Raw genomic sequence first — 15,799 nt, forward strand, 5'->3', positions numbered from 1 at the left:
ATATAAATACCAATTCGTGATCACATTTGTACGCCATTATTCGTATCATTCTTGAACTTAATCACACTTTTCGGTAGCATGCGCCGACTCAAGTTTTCGACACCATTCTGATGCTGCTCTTTTAATACTACGGTTTACACTGCAATGTTTGATTAGAAATCAACCACTCAGTGGCTTGTGCAAATACGAATATGTGTCGGGTTTAACTCATTGCAAAGAGAACTTAAAAACAAACATGTTCGAATTTCCCCAATTTTCTAAGCACTCCATAAAAAATGATGTGCTATCAGGCTTAACTGTTGCGCTTGCATTGGTTCCTGAAGCTGTCGCATTTGCGTTCGTTGCTGGCGTAGACCCAATGGTCGGTCTTTACGCTGCATTCATCGTTGGTCTTATTACTTCCATTTTCGGTGGTCGTCCTGGCATGATCTCTGGTGCAACAGGTGCCATGGCAGTCGTAATGGTTTCGCTTGTCGCGACTCACGGTGTCCAGTACCTATTCGCAGCCATCATGCTCGCTGGTATACTTCAAATTGCCGCTGGTATGTTTAAATTGGGTAAGTTCATCCGTATCGTGCCTCACCCTGTGATGATTGGTTTTGTGAACGGTCTGGCTATTGTTATCTTCCTAGCTCAGTTGGGTCAGTTTAAAGCGCCAGATATCAACGGCATGCTTACTTGGCTACCACAAGACCAAATGCTGCTAATGCTTGGTTTGGTTGCGCTAACTATGGCAATCATTCACTTTCTACCAAAAATCACAACAGCTGTACCCTCTTCACTTGTTGCGATCGTAACGGTGACTGCTTTAGTGGTTGGCTTGGATCTGGAAACTCGCACTGTTGTTGACTTCCTGCGTACAATGTCTGGTGATGAAGCTGCAACACTCGCAGGTTCACTACCAACCTTCTCTATTCCTGCGGTACCATTTACACTAGAGACACTACAAATCATTCTTCCATACGCGATCATTCTCGCGGCAATTGGTCTAATTGAATCTCTACTAACGCTGACAGTTTTAGATGAGATGACGAACACTCGTGGTCAATCTAACCGCGAATGTATCGGTCAAGGTATGGCAAACATGACTTGTTCTGTGTTTGGTGCTATGGGTGGTTGTGCAATGATTGGTCAGTCGATGATCAACGTAAACTCAGGTGGTCGCGGTCGTCTATCTGGTATCGTTGCTGCTATCGCTCTATTGATGTTTATCTTATTCGCTTCTTCGTTAATTGAAATGATCCCACTCGCTGCTCTGGTTGGTGTGATGTTCATGGTTGTCATTGGTACATTCGAATGGGCAACATTTAAACTAGCGCGTCGCGTACCGAAGCAAGACTTCTTCGTTATTGTTCTTGTGACCGTTGTTACTGTTCTTACTGACCTAGCCGTTGCCGTAGCGGTTGGTGTTATTGTTTCTGCATTAATGTTTGCATGGCAACACGCTAAGCACATCTATGCCGACACATGCTTAAACGAGGAAGGTTCAAAAGAGTACAAGATTCACGGTCCTATTTTCTTTGGTTCTGCCGCTAACTTCTTGGAGTTGTTCAACGCGCCTGAAGATCCAAAAGATGTGATTGTCGATTTTGCAGACTCTCGCGTGACTGATCACTCCGCAATTGAAGCGATTGAAACACTAGCAGAGCGTTACAACTCTCAAGGTAAAACACTACACCTTCGCCACCTAAGTCCAGATTGCCGCAAGCTTTTAGATAAAGCGGGCAGCTTGGTTGAAATAAATGTGAAGGAAGACCCAAGCTACAAAGTGGCAACCGACATTTTAGCGGGTTAACACGAATAAAAAGGGATGAGCTCAGCTCATCCCTTTTTCTATTGTCTTCAAGCCCGGAGATTATAGCTTCTTCAAAATCGCGTCTGATGCCTCTTCGATTAAATCAAGCACCAGTTCAAAGCCATCTTCTCCACCATAATATGGATCGGGGACTTCGTCGTAACCTGACCCAGAATGACTTAAAAATAACGATACTTTGTGTCGATACTTCAACGGACAAATATCCAATAAATCGGCCAAATTTGCTTTATCCGCGGCTAATATAAGGTCAAACTTTTCAAAGTCATCAATGGTGACTTGGCGCGCTTGCATTCCTTTAAACGAATAACCTCGCTGCTTTCCTGCAGCCATTGCCCTTGAGTCCGGTGGGTTTCCTGCGTGGTAGCCAATTGTACCTGCCGAATCAACCTCTACTTCAACGCCTAGCTTTTGAGCTTTCGCTCTTAACACTGCTTCTCCGGTTGGTGACCGACAAATGTTTCCCATACAAACAACAAGTATTTTCTTCATTTTATTCCCTGAATTATCGGTGGTTTTTCTTCACGATATGTTGGTCTATCATAGCGAGATAAATCAATGAACCCAAATCAGCTTGGGCAAAGCACAAAAAGGAATTGAGGAAGTATTATGTCTATCGAAGAAAATAAAGAAGCACGCCATAAGGCTCGCCAACAAAAAGTCAAAGAACAGGTAGACGCAAAAATTGCTGCTGCTCAAGAGGAAAAAGGTCTGCTACTGATCATTACCGGAAATGGTAAAGGTAAATCGACATCAGGGTTCGGTACGATAGCACGCGCAGTGGGTCATGGTTTGAATTGTGCTGTCGCGCAGTTTATTAAAGGTACTTGGGATAATGGTGAGCGCAACCTACTTGAGAAACTCGGCGTTGAATTCCAAGTAATGGCGACCGGCTTTACATGGGAAACTCAAAACAAAGCCGCTGATACCGAAGCAGCGCAAGGCGTATGGCAAGAATGTAAGCGCATGCTGCAAGACGACTCTATCGATGTCATCTTGTTTGACGAGCTAACTTATATGGTGAGCTACGGCTACATCGACTTAGACGAAGTGGTCGAAGCACTGAGCAACAGACCTAAAATGCAGTCGGTTATTATTACTGGGCGTGGCGCACATCGAACCCTGATTGAAATGGCCGATACCGTTTCTGAAGTGAAAAATGTAAAGCACGCATTTGAATCTGGCGTAAAAGCCCTCAAAGGCGTCGATTGGTAACACTCGCAGAGTAATTTAAAAAGGGTTGGCAAAATGCCAACCCTTTTGATTTTCACGCACGGTTAGTTGAAAAGATTCTTCAATAAACCATCGACCGCATCTTTGGTTTTCTCGTCTTTGATTTTGTCCGTTAGCTTCTCTACGCCACGATCGATTTCTTTCTGAGCTTTCTGCTTCAGAACATCATCGAATACGAGCTTGAATTTAGGTTCTGCCCACTTACCAGACACATTGATTGGAATCGTGATGTCTTTCAGCTCATCTATATCTTTGCCGCCTTGGCCTTCTAGGCTACCTACGACTGATGTGCTGATAGTAAAGTTAACAGTTTCATTGATGTAGTTTGCGGTGCCTTTACCACGAACACGTAGCAATGGAGACTGAGCTTGCATATTATCCGTTGATACGACACCTTTGTTGAGCTTCAATGTCGCCGTCATTGCACTAAAGTCTGTTTTCTTAACTTCATTGGTGCCTTCGACTTTTTGCCCTTTAAATTTTGCGTAGTTTTCACGAATCAACTGAGCAACGTTGATGCCATTTACCGCACCGTCAGCAAAATTGATAACAACCGTACCAGAAAGATTCTTCTTGATACCGGTAGGCGTTAGACTCTTACCTGTAACATTCACATCAATGTTACCCGTCCCTTCAAGCTTGTCGTTATCAGCGACATCAATAAGTAGCGGTTGAACTTTCACGCCTTTGATTGACTTTTTCACACTGTAAGTCGCTGGTGATTGGCGTGCATCTAACTTCGCTGTCGCTGAAATTGTGCCTTGGTACAGCTTCGAACTAAATGAAGTAAGCTTAAATACGCCACGATTTACAGTGAAGCTCGCTTTTACCACTTCCATCTTCGCGTTTGCCGCTTTGAATTTGTCGATGGTAATGTCACCCTTTACATCTAACGTTTTCAACGCAGACAAATCAGGCTCAACCTCAGGTCCGGCTGGTGCACTCTCGCCATCAGAAGCAGGCTTATTACCTTCGGCAGCTTGCTTATCTAACCCTAAGAACTCATCAAGATCGATATTTGGGCTATGGAGAGCAAAGCGTACTTTAGGAATATCGCCAAGTGTCACATCAGCCTTACCATCTAAGGCGATAGCATTCGCTGTTAACTTCTCTAGGACAAAACTCAGGTGGTTTTTCGTCAGGTCGAAAGACAGATCAGACACCATGTTGACTTTCATAGGTGACTGAGGTAATGCATCACCCTCAAAAGTCGATTTAAGAGTTAACTTATCCAACTGCACTTTGCTGATAGCCTTGTCTACACTAAGTTGACCAGCACCCTGCATATCTAACTTCATACCACCAGCGTCGCCCTTCATGGCATAAGTCAGGTTATTTACTTTATCGAATTCAAACGTATCTAAACCGATCGTTGCCGATTCAATCTTATTGGCAGGATCAGAGTATGTCGCATCAAAGTTGATGTTCTTTAGCGCGTAGTTTGCCAAACCTTTTTCTAGCTTAAAGTCGGCCTGACCTTTCGCTGTGAACTTTTGGTCATTCATTTCGCCCTTCACGCCAAAATCAGCCGTTGTCCAGTTGTCAAAAGCGAATTCGGAAAGGTTTAATGAGATATCATAAAGTTTGGTGTAACTACCGGCTTGCTTATCCTGCATTTCTAATGAGCCATTAGAAACCGTAACACCAGCAAGATTAATGCTCCAATCAGAGCCAGAAGGCTGCGTTTCACCATTTTGCGTAGGCGCAGTATCGCTCGCTTGCTCTGCTTGTTGTGTTTGGGCTTTCGTCAATGCATCAATATTCTTGCTGCCATCTTTCTTGGTTTCGATATAGAACTCAGCCCCATCAAGCGTGACGTTTCCAATTTCAAGCTGTTGACTAAAAAGTGGCATGACAGAGATATCTACACCAACGGTATCAACTTTGAATAAATTGGGTTTACTAAAGCCTTGTGGGTTTCGCAATTCCGTATGTCCCAACTCAAAGCCGATCGATGGGAAAAATTGCCAACTGATATCTCCTTCAATCACTAGTTCTAAACCGGTTTGCTTTTGCGCTTGCTCAACAATAAGGGGCTTAAACTGGTTAGGATTGACTAAGATGGTTAACGCTAAAATTGCGACCAAAATGACCACAATCGGTATTGCTAGAATTAAGAGCAGTTTCTTCATTTGTTTTTCCTTGCTCGAGTGTTTTTACAATTATAAGCGCAGACTCCATTTACCGCTGACAGTTCCACAAAATCGTGAAAAATGTCTGGTTTTAACCTGCAACTGACTAATTTAAAAACAAAAAAAGAAGTGGCACTTAAGGTGCCACTTCTTCTCTTAAAAAGAAAGCGATATAGCCGTCTAAAGGCTTAAGCTTTCAAAAGTCTTGCAATGTGAGCTTTTAATACATCGATTGCGATACGGTTTTTACCACCGCGAGGAACAATAATGTCCGCATATTGCTTAGAAGGTTCGATAAACTGCATGAACATCGGACGTACTGTTTGTTGGTACTGCTTGAGAACAGATTCCATAGTTCGGCCTCGTTCTTCCACGTCACGCTTAACACGACGAAGCAAGCAAATATCTAACGGTGTATCCATAAATACTGTCGCGTGCATCAAATCACGAAGACGAGGGTCAGTAAGAAGAAGGATGCCTTCTAGAATGATCACCTTTTTAGGCGTCATTGTGGTCGTGTTACTTGTTCTTGTGTGCTCAGTGTAGCTGTACTCAGGTACTTCTACTGCTTCACCACGTACCAATTTTTCAAGGTGCTCACACAGTAGGTCGTGGTCCAACGCACTCGGGTGATCGTAGTTCGTCTTTACTCGCTCTTCCATGCTTAGGTGGCTTTGGTCGTTGTAGTAGCAATCTTCCGTGATGACACCGATTTGATGATCGCCTACTTTCGCGCGAAGCTCATTATAAATAGTGCTCGCGATCAGACTTTTTCCAGAAGCAGAAGCGCCAGCAATACCTACGATGACGCATTGATTATTATCAGACATTAGTTTGCACCCGATGATGATTTCTAGTCACATAAAAAGATAAACTGCCTGATTATAGGGAGTTCACCCCATAGTTACTAGCTGGAATTAGGGTTTAGTCATAAGTTTCTGCCTGCTCAGAGGATTAACCTCCGAGCAAACGTTAAAATGTGCAATTATCGACCAATAGGCAGAGTAAACTTAGTTCACCATTGTAAAGCTAATCGCATCTGGTTTTGCCTTGCCTTGCCAAAACATCGTGCTACATACGCGATCGGCAAGCTGCTTGTAATACCCTGCATGCTCACTTTCTGGGCGCCTTGCTACTGTTGGCACGCCAGCGTCAATATCTTCTCGCATAGAGATATGAAGCGGAATTTGTCCTAGCAGTGCTAAGCCAAACTCTTGCGACATTTTTCCTGCACCACCCATGCCAAAAATATGCTCTTTCGCGCCACATTGGCTACAAATGTGATAACTCATGTTTTCCACAACACCAATAACCGGGACATGGACTTTGTTAAACATTGCCGCTCCCTTTCTTGCATCGGCAAGCGCCAAGTCTTGCGGTGTCGTGACTAACACACTACCTGTCACCGGAATCTGTTGTGACAACGTCAACTGTATATCACCCGTGCCTGGCGGCATATCAATCACCAAATAATCTAAATCGGGCCAGTCTGTTTCCGTTAATAACTGCGACAACGCTTTTGAAGCCATTGGACCGCGCCATATTGCCGCTTCTGATTTGTCCACTAAATAGCCGATAGAGTGAGTATAGATGCCGTGAGCGAAAATGGGCTCCATCCACTTACCATCACGAACTTCTGGTTTTGCATCTTCTTGCCCTAACATCATAGGGACGGAAGGTCCGTAGATATCCGCATCCAACAATCCCACTTTCGCCCCAGATTGAGCAATCGCCAATGCTATGTTAACCGCAGTCGTTGATTTACCGACCCCACCTTTCGCAGAACTAACGGCAATGATGTTCTTAACACCTTTAACCGGATTGGCCACTTGAGTTTCTAATGCTTTAACTCCAAGGCGAATATTGAATGGGAATTCAGCCACTTTATCTGCGGTTTGTTGCTGTTTAATCCAGTCATGCAATATGGTTTGAAGCTCATTACTTGCGAATGGCAACGTTATCTCAACAGAACCTTGTGCCGTAATCGAAATTGCGCCATGAATATCTGCCCAATTTTCCACCAACTGTGGATGCTGGAATTGGTTAAACCAGTGACAAAAATCTTGTTTTGAAGTGAACTGATGCATAAGTCCTCCTTTTAGATGCCATGCTAACACCGTCCTCCCTCAACCAGAACCCCAAAAAAAACTAAGGCATTCCGCAGTTTGACACCTTGGAGTTAGTGAGTTCATGGGGTAGTATTATCCATCAAAATTTATTTATACCTATCAAGAAAAGCGAATATTAAGTATGGCAAACGATCCAAGAAACTTTCCGTCAAGGAAAATGCTGGTAACTTGTGCCCTTCCGTACGCTAACGGTTCGATCCACCTTGGTCATATGCTTGAGCATATCCAAGCGGACATTTGGGTTCGTTACCAACGCCTACGCGGCAACACTGTAAACTTCATCTGTGCTGACGATGCTCATGGCACGCCAATCATGCTTAAAGCGCAACAGATGGGTATTACTCCTGAAGAAATGATTGCCGCAGTTAGCGAAGAGCACCAGAAAGACTTTGCTGGCTTTGATATCAGCTTTGATAACTACCACAGCACACACTCAGATGAGAACCGTGAGCTAGCGTCACACATTTATCTTGAGCTGAAGAAAAACGGCTTTATCTCTAGCCGCACAATTTCTCAGTTGTTCGACCCAGAAAAAGAGATGTTCCTACCGGACCGTTTCGTAAAAGGTACGTGTCCAAAATGTAAGTCAGAAGACCAGTACGGTGACAACTGTGACAACTGTGGTGAGACTTACAGCCCAACAGAACTGATCAATCCTAAATCTGCGGTTTCTGGTGCGACGCCAGTAATGAAAGATTCTGAGCACTTCTTCTTCGACCTGCCTCAGTTTGAAAGCATGCTAAAAGAGTGGACTCGCTCTGGCTCGCTACAAGCTGAAACCGCGAACAAGATGCAAGAGTGGTTTGAATCAGGTCTACAACAATGGGATATCTCACGTGACGCGCCATACTTCGGCTTCGAGATCCCAGGTGAGAAGAACAAATTCTTCTACGTATGGCTAGACGCACCTATCGGCTACATGGGCTCTTTCAAAAACCTATGTGACAAGCGCGACGACCTAGATTTCGACGAGTACTGGAAGAAAGACAGCTCAGCAGAACTGTACCACTTCATCGGTAAAGACATCGTTTACTTCCACAGCCTATTTTGGCCAGCAATGCTAGAAGGTTCTGGCTTCCGCAAGCCTAACAACGTATTCGTACACGGTTACGTAACCGTAAACGGCGCGAAAATGTCGAAGTCTAAAGGTACTTTCGTAAAAGCAAGCACTTACCTAGAGCACCTAGACCCTGAGTGTCTACGTTACTACTACGCGGCGAAGCTAAACAGCCGTATCGACGATCTAGATCTTAACCTTGAAGACTTCACTCAGCGCGTAAACGCTGACGTTGTTAACAAGATCGTTAACCTGGCATCTCGTAACGCAGGTTTCATCGCAAAACGTTTTGAAGGCAAACTGTCTGACAACTTTGCAGAACCTGAACTTTACAACGAATTTGTTGCTGCTGCTGACCGTATCGCTGAGCTTTACGAAACGCGTGAGTTTGGTCGTGCAATCCGTGAAATCACGGCATTGGCAGACAAAGCTAACCAATACGTTGATGAAAAAGCACCGTGGGTTGTAGCAAAAGAAGAAGGCAAAGATCAGGAACTACAAGACATCTGTTCTGTTGGTATAAACCTGTTCCGTGTACTGATGACTTACCTGAAACCAGTAATGCCTGCGCTAGCTGCACGTACTGAAGCATTCCTAAACCAAGAGCTGACTTGGGAAAACATCGCTGCGCCACTAACAGGCCACGAGATCACTAAGTTCAAAGCACTGTTCAACCGTATCGATCCGAAGAATGTTGAAGCGATGATCGAAGCATCTAAAGAAGATGCGGCGGCAGAAATGGCGGCGAAAGAGAAAGCAGAAGCGGAAAAAAACAAGGCTAGCCAAACTGAGCTAGACAAAGAGCCAATCGCTGAAGAGATTGAGTTCGACGCTTTTGCAGCAGTAGATATGCGTATCGCTCGTATCATCTCTTGTGAAGAAGTGCCAAAAGCAAACAAACTGCTTAAGTTCCAACTGGACATCGGTGGTGAAACTCGTCAAGTGTTCTCTGGCATCAAGTCAGCGTACAAACCTGAAGAGCTAGAAGGCAAACTAACGGTAATGGTAGCAAACCTAAAACCTCGTAAGATGAAGTTTGGTATGTCAGAAGGCATGATCCTAGCCGCTGGCCCTGGTGGTAGCGACCTATGGATTCTTGAGCCGCACGAAGGCGCTCAGCCTGGCATGCGCGTAATGTAATGCTCTTCGCATAATAGAAAGGCTTAACTATTTCAGTTAAGCCTTTTTTACAACAAGATAAAATTACTTAATGCAACCTATACTCTTCCGGTCCCCAAGTAATGGTCGCGCCACACACAAGGAAAAGTACAAAACTGATGCTTACAACATACGCAAGTATTCTATCAAACGTTGTTGCGTATTTTAGTATTAGTTGGTCATCCACAAGTGATAATTTGACTGGCTTTCCTCGCATCAATACTGATGCGTACATGGGAAATCTAAAACCCCACCCATTTCTGTCCCAACCAATAGGGTCATGACCATCCCGCAACATTTTTTTCTCAATCCGCTTTACCGATACACGAATGAAAAGCAAAGTACTAACTAACCAAGTACATCCGATAATCATATTTGCAATATCAAAATAAGACACGTTGCTCCCTTTATCAGGATTTGGCTTTTCAACTAGGCTTATATTCACCGTTCTACAGAGCCCTGCGCTTAACTGGTTTTCACTCTGTACTCTTCAGGCCCCAACCCCATAACTGCTCCCAAAGCAAGTGCCATCACGAAGCTTATTGTGACAATATACGCAAGCACTCGGTCAAAGACTGTCGCGTACTTTAGAATAAGTTTGTCTTCTACCAGCGATACTTTCGCAGGTTTACCTCGCATCAACACTGAGGCGTACATGGGAAACCTAAAACCCCACCCATTTCTGTCCCAGCCAATTGGATCATGACCATCCTGCAATATTTTTGTCTCAATCCGCTTTGCTGATACACGAATAAAAACCAATGTGCTCAGTAACCATGTCCAACCAACAATCATCACTATAAGATCGAAACAAAACACAATTACTCCTTTAAAACCAATTTACTTTAGAGCTAGTTTCATAGGTTTTTTCTGCTAAACCTTGCCCAAACCAATCACCCATTTTTGCAGCCGCATAACCAGCCCCTAAACCAACACCTATTAATACTACTACTCCAAATGGGCCAGCAGCTAAAGCGATTCCCATTCCAGATGCAATCACTTTGGATGTGGTCCAAATGCCAGCAGCGTTGCTCGCACCAAACCCAGCAACTTCCATTGCCGCTCTTTTTTGCCAATTTTCTCCGTTATTCTTGGCATTTCGAACATTGTTAAAGCGAACACCAGCATCAATCATGATGATCTTTTTACCTACAATACTAGAGCTTTGTTCAAGAACTCGAATTGAGCGGATGTTAGCTATAGATGTTAAATGTAACTTAGTTATATCCCTACCGCTTCGCGCGATATTGACAGCCCTATTCGGGTTGCTCCAAATGTTACCGCGGCTACTTTTAATTCGCCCTGCATAATGGGCAAGTTCTTTTGTAAATTTTGCATTCAAAGAACTATGAGCTTCTTTAACTCTATATCCAAGCTTCACAAGCTCCTTTTTCTGCGCACCACTTCGTGACGCTGTCCGTACATCTAGTAAGGCGTTTTGATATTTGAGCAAAGCTTTCCCGAAATTACTCAATCTGACTTGCTTTTCATTAACCGCCGTAGCGGCAGCACCTACTGCAGTATACTCATCGATTTTCCCCCCCATAGTATGATTAGTAGCATCTAAAAAAGGCTTAATCTCTTTTTCATAGAGGAGGGCTACCGCTTGTAAGTTTTCATCGCCAAACTCACTTGTTAGATTGGCTACATTTCTTTTGGTTTCTTGTGACCAACTTTTTACAGTATCAAGAGCACAGGCTATATCAGGTCTCTCGCTACGCAACTTAGCTATGTTGATCACAGAGCCTTCGTTCAGTATGAAAGGAGTACCTGCGGGAATAAAACTACCAAATATATGTGGGTTGTCCTTACGAAACTGAAGGTACCTATCCTCATCATTTGTATCGATAGGGAGCGTTATCTTTGAGTGAGTACTGAAGCATAGGTCGAATTTATTAGACAAATTAATTACCTCGAACAATCAACAAAATAGACAACTTATATCATATGAAGTGTTCGAGTATTTTAATTTCTAAACATTGTGACTTGAATCAGACTACAAAAAGTAATCAATATGTAACTCACAAAGAATAACGCGTACACCGAGCATCGACACCGAATAATCAACCATATTCACAAATTTGGTGAATCCATGCACCAATAACGACCGTCCCAAAAGAACATTCAACATAACCAGTTGTTTTAATTTAATTTTTGTTTGGCATCAAAACTGCAAACCTTCCTTGCTAGGTCCAAACACTAACAAGGAGTTGGTTATGTTTGTTTTGATTTCCACATTATTATCTATCGCTATTTTAGCCGGAATATATCACTTATCTTCTAAACGAGAGCAGCAACACGCGCGTAAATATCAGCTGTTAACATTATTGCGAGATGTTGTTCATCTGCTGAGACGCCATCGAGCTGCGACGCACTACTCACTTCAATTTCAACAAAATAACGAACAAGAATTAGAAGTCCTTCATAACGATCTCACCAACAAACTGCATCTTTTGGTCGAAACCTCACGCTTTGAAAATAAACCCATGTATCGCGTGCTGCAGATCAAAGTAGGAAAACTGCTTGAACAATGGAACGATCACAGTGTTGCAAGGAACCAGATGGAGCATGGTAAGTTAATTCGTCATTGCTTGTTCTTGATGGATGAAGTCACGATTGCTTGGTTAGCGGTAGAACAACGAGATGATCTACATAATGAGTACCACATGAACTGGCAAAACATCATGGATAGCTTAGAAACCCTGACTCAATTGAGAATTAGCATTCAAGACTTGGGAGAGAAAGGGGGGAATGAGCGTTTCAAAAATTACGCATCGGTTATGACACGTAAGCTAAATCAATTAGCAGTTATCGCTCCGCTTAGTATCGTTTCTCCTGCTTCCACACGCTCAATACAGACATTAAATAACTATGTGACAGGCAGTCATGTCGATTTAACAGAAGCAGAGCTTTATGGAGTCACATCAGACTTATCGTTGACCATCTTCAATACTTACGACCACGTCCTTTCAGACATCGTTGAAGCATTGTATCTACCGTTGCCCAAACTCTCTGTAGCAAGATAAGCTCTATACAGTGCCGTGCCAATTGTCACAACAGGAACGTAACTGGTATCTATAGGTAAAAACAAAAAAACCGCAGACCTTAGGTTCTGCGGTTTTTCATTCATCTAACTTCTCAGCGCTTAGCTGTCATCTTCTGTGAAGTTCGTTGGTAATTGCTTTTTCATCTCGTTCCAGATTAGCGCGCTTTCCATACCATAGTGACGAATCACAACTGGCAGTTGTTCACGCTGACCACTTTCACAAGTTTCTAGCAACTGATGGTAAAACTTCAGCGCTAGCTCACGAGAAGCTGGGTTTGAGAAGTAATAGCTACCAACGCGATCATAGAGCTTCTTCAAGCCATTAAAAATCAAACCGTAAATCTGATTCCCTGAATGGAATGCTAGGCGTTGGAACAACATGTAGTCGTAAAAGTTGAACGTTTTAGCAATCAAGATTTCTTGACGCTTCGCTTCATCTTTCTCGTTGTCTTCTTTCACGTTCTGTAAGACTTTCTCAGCATAAGGTGAAGAAGCGATGAAATCGTCCCAAGAAGCAGCATTCATTAAAGCTTCACAAGATTCAATTACATTCTTGATCGTGCGCTCAGAGTTCTCTTTATTTGCTTTAAATGCATAACGCATAAAGATAGGGCTGATGTTGGTACGTGCTGCAAGCAAATCTTCTACAATGTTTGTTGCGTTATCTACGTCCAACGTCATCAACGTATCCAAAATATGCAGACCAGAGGTCTCCATAAATTGGTTTACCTTCGTTGGTTTACCGTGTTGGATTGTTAACCAACCATCACGGGCTAGTCGTTGAAGAACCTCTCGTAAAGTCGTTCGAGTAACACCAATTAGCTCAGACAGCTCGCGTTCAGCAGGTAAAATAGAGCCAGGAGGAAAACGGCCGTTCCAAATGCTCTCGATAATATATTTTTCTGCGAATCCCGCAGGGCTTTTCGCCTTTATGACCATTCTACTTTTTATCCAATATTGATTTCTGAGGGTCGATACTACTCATCATACCACTACTTAACGGTTTGAGAAAATTTACGATCAATAATTGAAACGATTCTACAATATAGAGTTAATACTCTATATGTTATGTCAATCTAGGACGGTCTGACGTGCGAGTGAAAGCGGTAAAATCTGAATTTTCGTTTAATTAAACAGCTCACAAATTGCGGAGAAATAAAGACTACTGCGTCACAATTTTATATTCAAAATATGAAAAATTACTTTGTATATCACAGTTAATATTCTTTCTTAATTTGCCTTTTCTCGTCACTGACCGTCATTTAAAATCCAAGAGGATTTTTTTGAGCCTTTCATGATATAGTAACGCCGTTTTGATCGCGTTATTACATTTAAAAAGTCATTTTAGTCGGTAGCATCACGTTTTGTTATTGACTAATAAATGCCTGAGTGTAGAGTTTGCGGTCGAAAGTGAGCGGTGCTTGAGTTCAGGGGAAGTAACTTGGCAAGACTGCAATAAACAAAGGATTGTTGTTTTACTAAGTTATTGTTTTAAAAGACTAGTTAATAAGTCTAACAAACAGATACTTAAGCACTATTGTAGTGTCTATTCATAATTTTGTTATAAAGAGAATTATCATGCCGATATCGCTCGGAAACGCTTTTATCAAGAACTTTCTTGGTAAAGCGCCTGATTGGTACAAAGTTGCCATTATAGCCTTCTTAATAATTAACCCGATTGTATTCTTCCTAATAAACCCATTTGTTGCTGGGTGGTTGCTGGTTGCTGAATTTATTTTCACGCTTGCAATGGCATTAAAATGCTACCCATTACAACCTGGTGGTTTACTTGCTATTGAAGCCATCGCTATCGGCATGACTAGCCCTGCGCAAGTTAAGCACGAGTTGGTGGCAAATATTGAAGTATTACTGCTTCTGGTATTTATGGTTGCGGGCATCTACTTCATGAAGCATTTATTGCTGTTCATTTTTACCAAAATTTTACTTGGTATTCGCTCCAAAACCCTTCTATCACTTGCGTTTTGCTTTGCCGCTGCATTTTTATCTGCGTTTTTGGATGCTTTGACGGTTATCGCCGTTGTTATCAGTGTGGCGATCGGTTTCTACTCTATCTACCACAAAGTGGCGTCAGGTAATCCGATTGGTGACCATGACCACACACAAGATGACACGATCACTGAGTTAACGCGTGATGACTTAGAAAATTACCGCGCCTTTTTACGCTCATTGTTGATGCACGCTGGTGTAGGTACTGCGTTAGGTGGCGTAACCACTATGGTGGGTGAACCTCAGAACTTAATTATTGCAGACCAAGCGGGTTGGTTATTTGGTGAATTCCTAATCCGTATGTCTCCAGTGACGCTACCCGTATTTTTCTGCGGTCTCATCACTTGTGCTCTAGTCGAAAAGCTTAAAGTGTTTGGCTACGGTGCAAAGCTTCCTAACAACGTTCGTCAAATCCTCGTTGACTTTGACAATGAAGAGCGCAAAACGCGTACCAATCAAGACGTTGCAAAGCTATGGGTTCAAGGGCTTATTGCCGTTTGGTTGATCGTGGCATTAGCCTTGCACTTGGCGGCGGTAGGCTTAATTGGTCTTTCAGTGATCATCTTAGCGACGGCTTTCACTGGCGTCATTGAAGAGCATTCCATGGGTAAAGCGTTTGAAGAGGCTCTGCCTTTCACTGCACTACTTGCGGTATTTTTCTCGATCGTTGCGGTAATCATCGACCAAGAGTTGTTTAAACCAGTTATCGACGCGGTGCTTGCCGTTGAAGATAAAGGCACTCAGTTAGCTCTGTTCTATGTCGCGAATGGCTTACTATCAATGGTGTCGGATAACGTATTCGTCGGTACGGTTTACATCAATGAAGTAAAAACAGCACTCATTGAAGGTCTCATTACTCGCGAGCAGTTCGACTTACTGGCAGTTGCTATCAACACTGGTACTAACCTACCATCTGTTGCTACGCCAAACGGTCAAGCGGCATTCCTATTCCTACTCACCTCGGCTCTCGCTCCATTAATTCGTCTGTCTTACGGTCGAATGGTTATCATGGCGCTGCCTTACACCATCGTTCTTGCGATTGTCGGGCTAATGGGCATTATGTTCTTCCTAGAGCCTGCAACGGCTTCTTTCTACGATGCAGGCTGGATTTTACCTCATAGTGGTGATCTGACTCCCGTAGTCTCCGGCGGTCACTAAAATTTGAGTTGATTAGGAAACTTATCCACGTTAAAAAGCTCTGAGTATTCAGAGCTTTTTCTATTT

Annotated in this window: 13 protein-coding genes; 5 read left to right on the forward strand and 8 right to left on the reverse strand. The window is 43.1% G+C overall.

What is annotated here, in order from left to right:
* Positions 1-235 precede the first annotated feature (235 nt).
* Positions 236-1,795, forward strand: coding sequence for a SulP family inorganic anion transporter (locus tag LIX84_RS06600; RefSeq protein ID WP_226420954.1), 1,560 nt, complete (start codon positions 236-238; stop codon positions 1,793-1,795).
* A gap of 60 nt (positions 1,796-1,855) precedes the next feature.
* Here the strand turns inward: LIX84_RS06600 and LIX84_RS06605 are convergent, their stop codons facing one another.
* Entirely contained in the window at positions 1,856-2,305 is a 450-nt protein-coding gene (locus LIX84_RS06605; RefSeq protein ID WP_226420955.1) for a low molecular weight protein-tyrosine-phosphatase, read from the reverse strand.
* A 117-nt stretch (positions 2,306-2,422) separates the two neighbouring features.
* On the opposite strand from LIX84_RS06605, the gene cobO reads away from it, so the two are divergent.
* Positions 2,423-3,028 (forward strand): cob(I)yrinic acid a,c-diamide adenosyltransferase, encoded by a 606-nt coding sequence (gene cobO, locus LIX84_RS06610; RefSeq protein WP_005380837.1) that lies wholly within the window; start codon positions 2,423-2,425, stop codon positions 3,026-3,028.
* A gap of 62 nt (positions 3,029-3,090) precedes the next feature.
* On the opposite strand, the gene LIX84_RS06615 is transcribed toward cobO, so the two are convergent.
* From LIX84_RS06615 to apbC, 3 genes are all read right to left on the reverse strand, one after another.
* Positions 3,091-5,178 carry an AsmA family protein gene (locus LIX84_RS06615; RefSeq protein WP_226420956.1) on the reverse strand — a complete coding sequence of 696 codons (2,088 nt, stop codon included), beginning with the start codon at positions 5,176-5,178 and terminating at the stop codon, positions 3,091-3,093.
* 188 nt (positions 5,179-5,366) lie between these two features.
* Complete coding sequence (udk, locus tag LIX84_RS06620; protein ID WP_005396962.1) at positions 5,367-6,008, reverse strand: uridine kinase; 642 nt, start codon at positions 6,006-6,008, stop codon at positions 5,367-5,369.
* Between the two features lie 180 nt (positions 6,009-6,188).
* Entirely contained in the window at positions 6,189-7,265 is a 1,077-nt protein-coding gene (gene apbC, locus LIX84_RS06625) for an iron-sulfur cluster carrier protein ApbC (RefSeq protein WP_226420957.1), read from the reverse strand.
* A gap of 163 nt (positions 7,266-7,428) precedes the next feature.
* Here apbC and metG point away from each other — a divergent pair, with 163 nt between their 5' ends.
* Positions 7,429-9,504 (forward strand): methionine--tRNA ligase, encoded by a 2,076-nt coding sequence (gene metG, locus LIX84_RS06630; protein ID WP_046874415.1) that lies wholly within the window; start codon positions 7,429-7,431, stop codon positions 9,502-9,504.
* Between the two features lie 67 nt (positions 9,505-9,571).
* Here metG and LIX84_RS06635 read toward each other — a convergent pair whose 3' ends face one another.
* The 3 genes from LIX84_RS06635 to LIX84_RS06645 form a co-directional block, all read right to left on the reverse strand.
* Entirely contained in the window at positions 9,572-9,919 is a 348-nt protein-coding gene (locus LIX84_RS06635) for a hypothetical protein (protein WP_074191585.1), read from the reverse strand.
* 68 nt (positions 9,920-9,987) lie between these two features.
* Positions 9,988-10,341, reverse strand: coding sequence for a hypothetical protein (locus LIX84_RS06640; protein WP_074191586.1), 354 nt, complete (start codon positions 10,339-10,341; stop codon positions 9,988-9,990).
* A 10-nt stretch (positions 10,342-10,351) separates the two neighbouring features.
* On the reverse strand, positions 10,352-11,263 hold the full coding sequence (locus LIX84_RS06645; protein ID WP_226420958.1) for a hypothetical protein: 912 nt from the start codon (positions 11,261-11,263) through the stop codon (positions 10,352-10,354).
* A gap of 475 nt (positions 11,264-11,738) precedes the next feature.
* Here LIX84_RS06645 and LIX84_RS06650 point away from each other — a divergent pair, with 475 nt between their 5' ends.
* Positions 11,739-12,548 carry a hypothetical protein gene (locus LIX84_RS06650; RefSeq protein ID WP_226420959.1) on the forward strand — a complete coding sequence of 270 codons (810 nt, stop codon included), beginning with the start codon at positions 11,739-11,741 and terminating at the stop codon, positions 12,546-12,548.
* 119 nt (positions 12,549-12,667) lie between these two features.
* On the opposite strand, the gene fadR is transcribed toward LIX84_RS06650, so the two are convergent.
* The gene (fadR, locus tag LIX84_RS06655) at positions 12,668-13,507 is read right to left on the reverse strand and encodes a fatty acid metabolism transcriptional regulator FadR (protein WP_005396954.1); all 840 of its coding nucleotides are present in this window, start codon (positions 13,505-13,507) and stop codon (positions 12,668-12,670) included.
* Between the two features lie 639 nt (positions 13,508-14,146).
* Between fadR and nhaB the strand changes: the two genes are divergently transcribed.
* Positions 14,147-15,733, forward strand: a complete 1,587-nt coding sequence (gene nhaB, locus LIX84_RS06660; RefSeq protein WP_005396952.1) for a Na(+)/H(+) antiporter NhaB — start codon at positions 14,147-14,149, stop codon at positions 15,731-15,733.
* Positions 15,734-15,799: the final 66 nt, after the last annotated feature.

The organism is Vibrio sp. E14 (assembly GCF_020515785.1).
GTDB lineage: Bacteria > Pseudomonadota > Gammaproteobacteria > Enterobacterales > Vibrionaceae > Vibrio > Vibrio diabolicus.

Coding starts and splice junctions, on each gene's coding strand:
- LIX84_RS06600 (WP_226420954.1), top strand. CDS start 236: ATGTTCGAATTTCCCCAATTTTCTAAGCACTCCATAAAAAATGATGTG.
- LIX84_RS06605 (WP_226420955.1), bottom strand. CDS start 2,305: ATGAAGAAAATACTTGTTGTTTGTATGGGAAACATTTGTCGGTCACCA.
- cobO (WP_005380837.1), top strand. CDS start 2,423: ATGTCTATCGAAGAAAATAAAGAAGCACGCCATAAGGCTCGCCAACAA.
- LIX84_RS06615 (WP_226420956.1), bottom strand. CDS start 5,178: ATGAAGAAACTGCTCTTAATTCTAGCAATACCGATTGTGGTCATTTTG.
- udk (WP_005396962.1), bottom strand. CDS start 6,008: ATGTCTGATAATAATCAATGCGTCATCGTAGGTATTGCTGGCGCTTCT.
- apbC (WP_226420957.1), bottom strand. CDS start 7,265: ATGCATCAGTTCACTTCAAAACAAGATTTTTGTCACTGGTTTAACCAA.
- metG (WP_046874415.1), top strand. CDS start 7,429: ATGGCAAACGATCCAAGAAACTTTCCGTCAAGGAAAATGCTGGTAACT.
- LIX84_RS06650 (WP_226420959.1), top strand. CDS start 11,739: ATGTTTGTTTTGATTTCCACATTATTATCTATCGCTATTTTAGCCGGA.
- fadR (WP_005396954.1), bottom strand. CDS start 13,507: ATGGTCATAAAGGCGAAAAGCCCTGCGGGATTCGCAGAAAAATATATT.
- nhaB (WP_005396952.1), top strand. CDS start 14,147: ATGCCGATATCGCTCGGAAACGCTTTTATCAAGAACTTTCTTGGTAAA.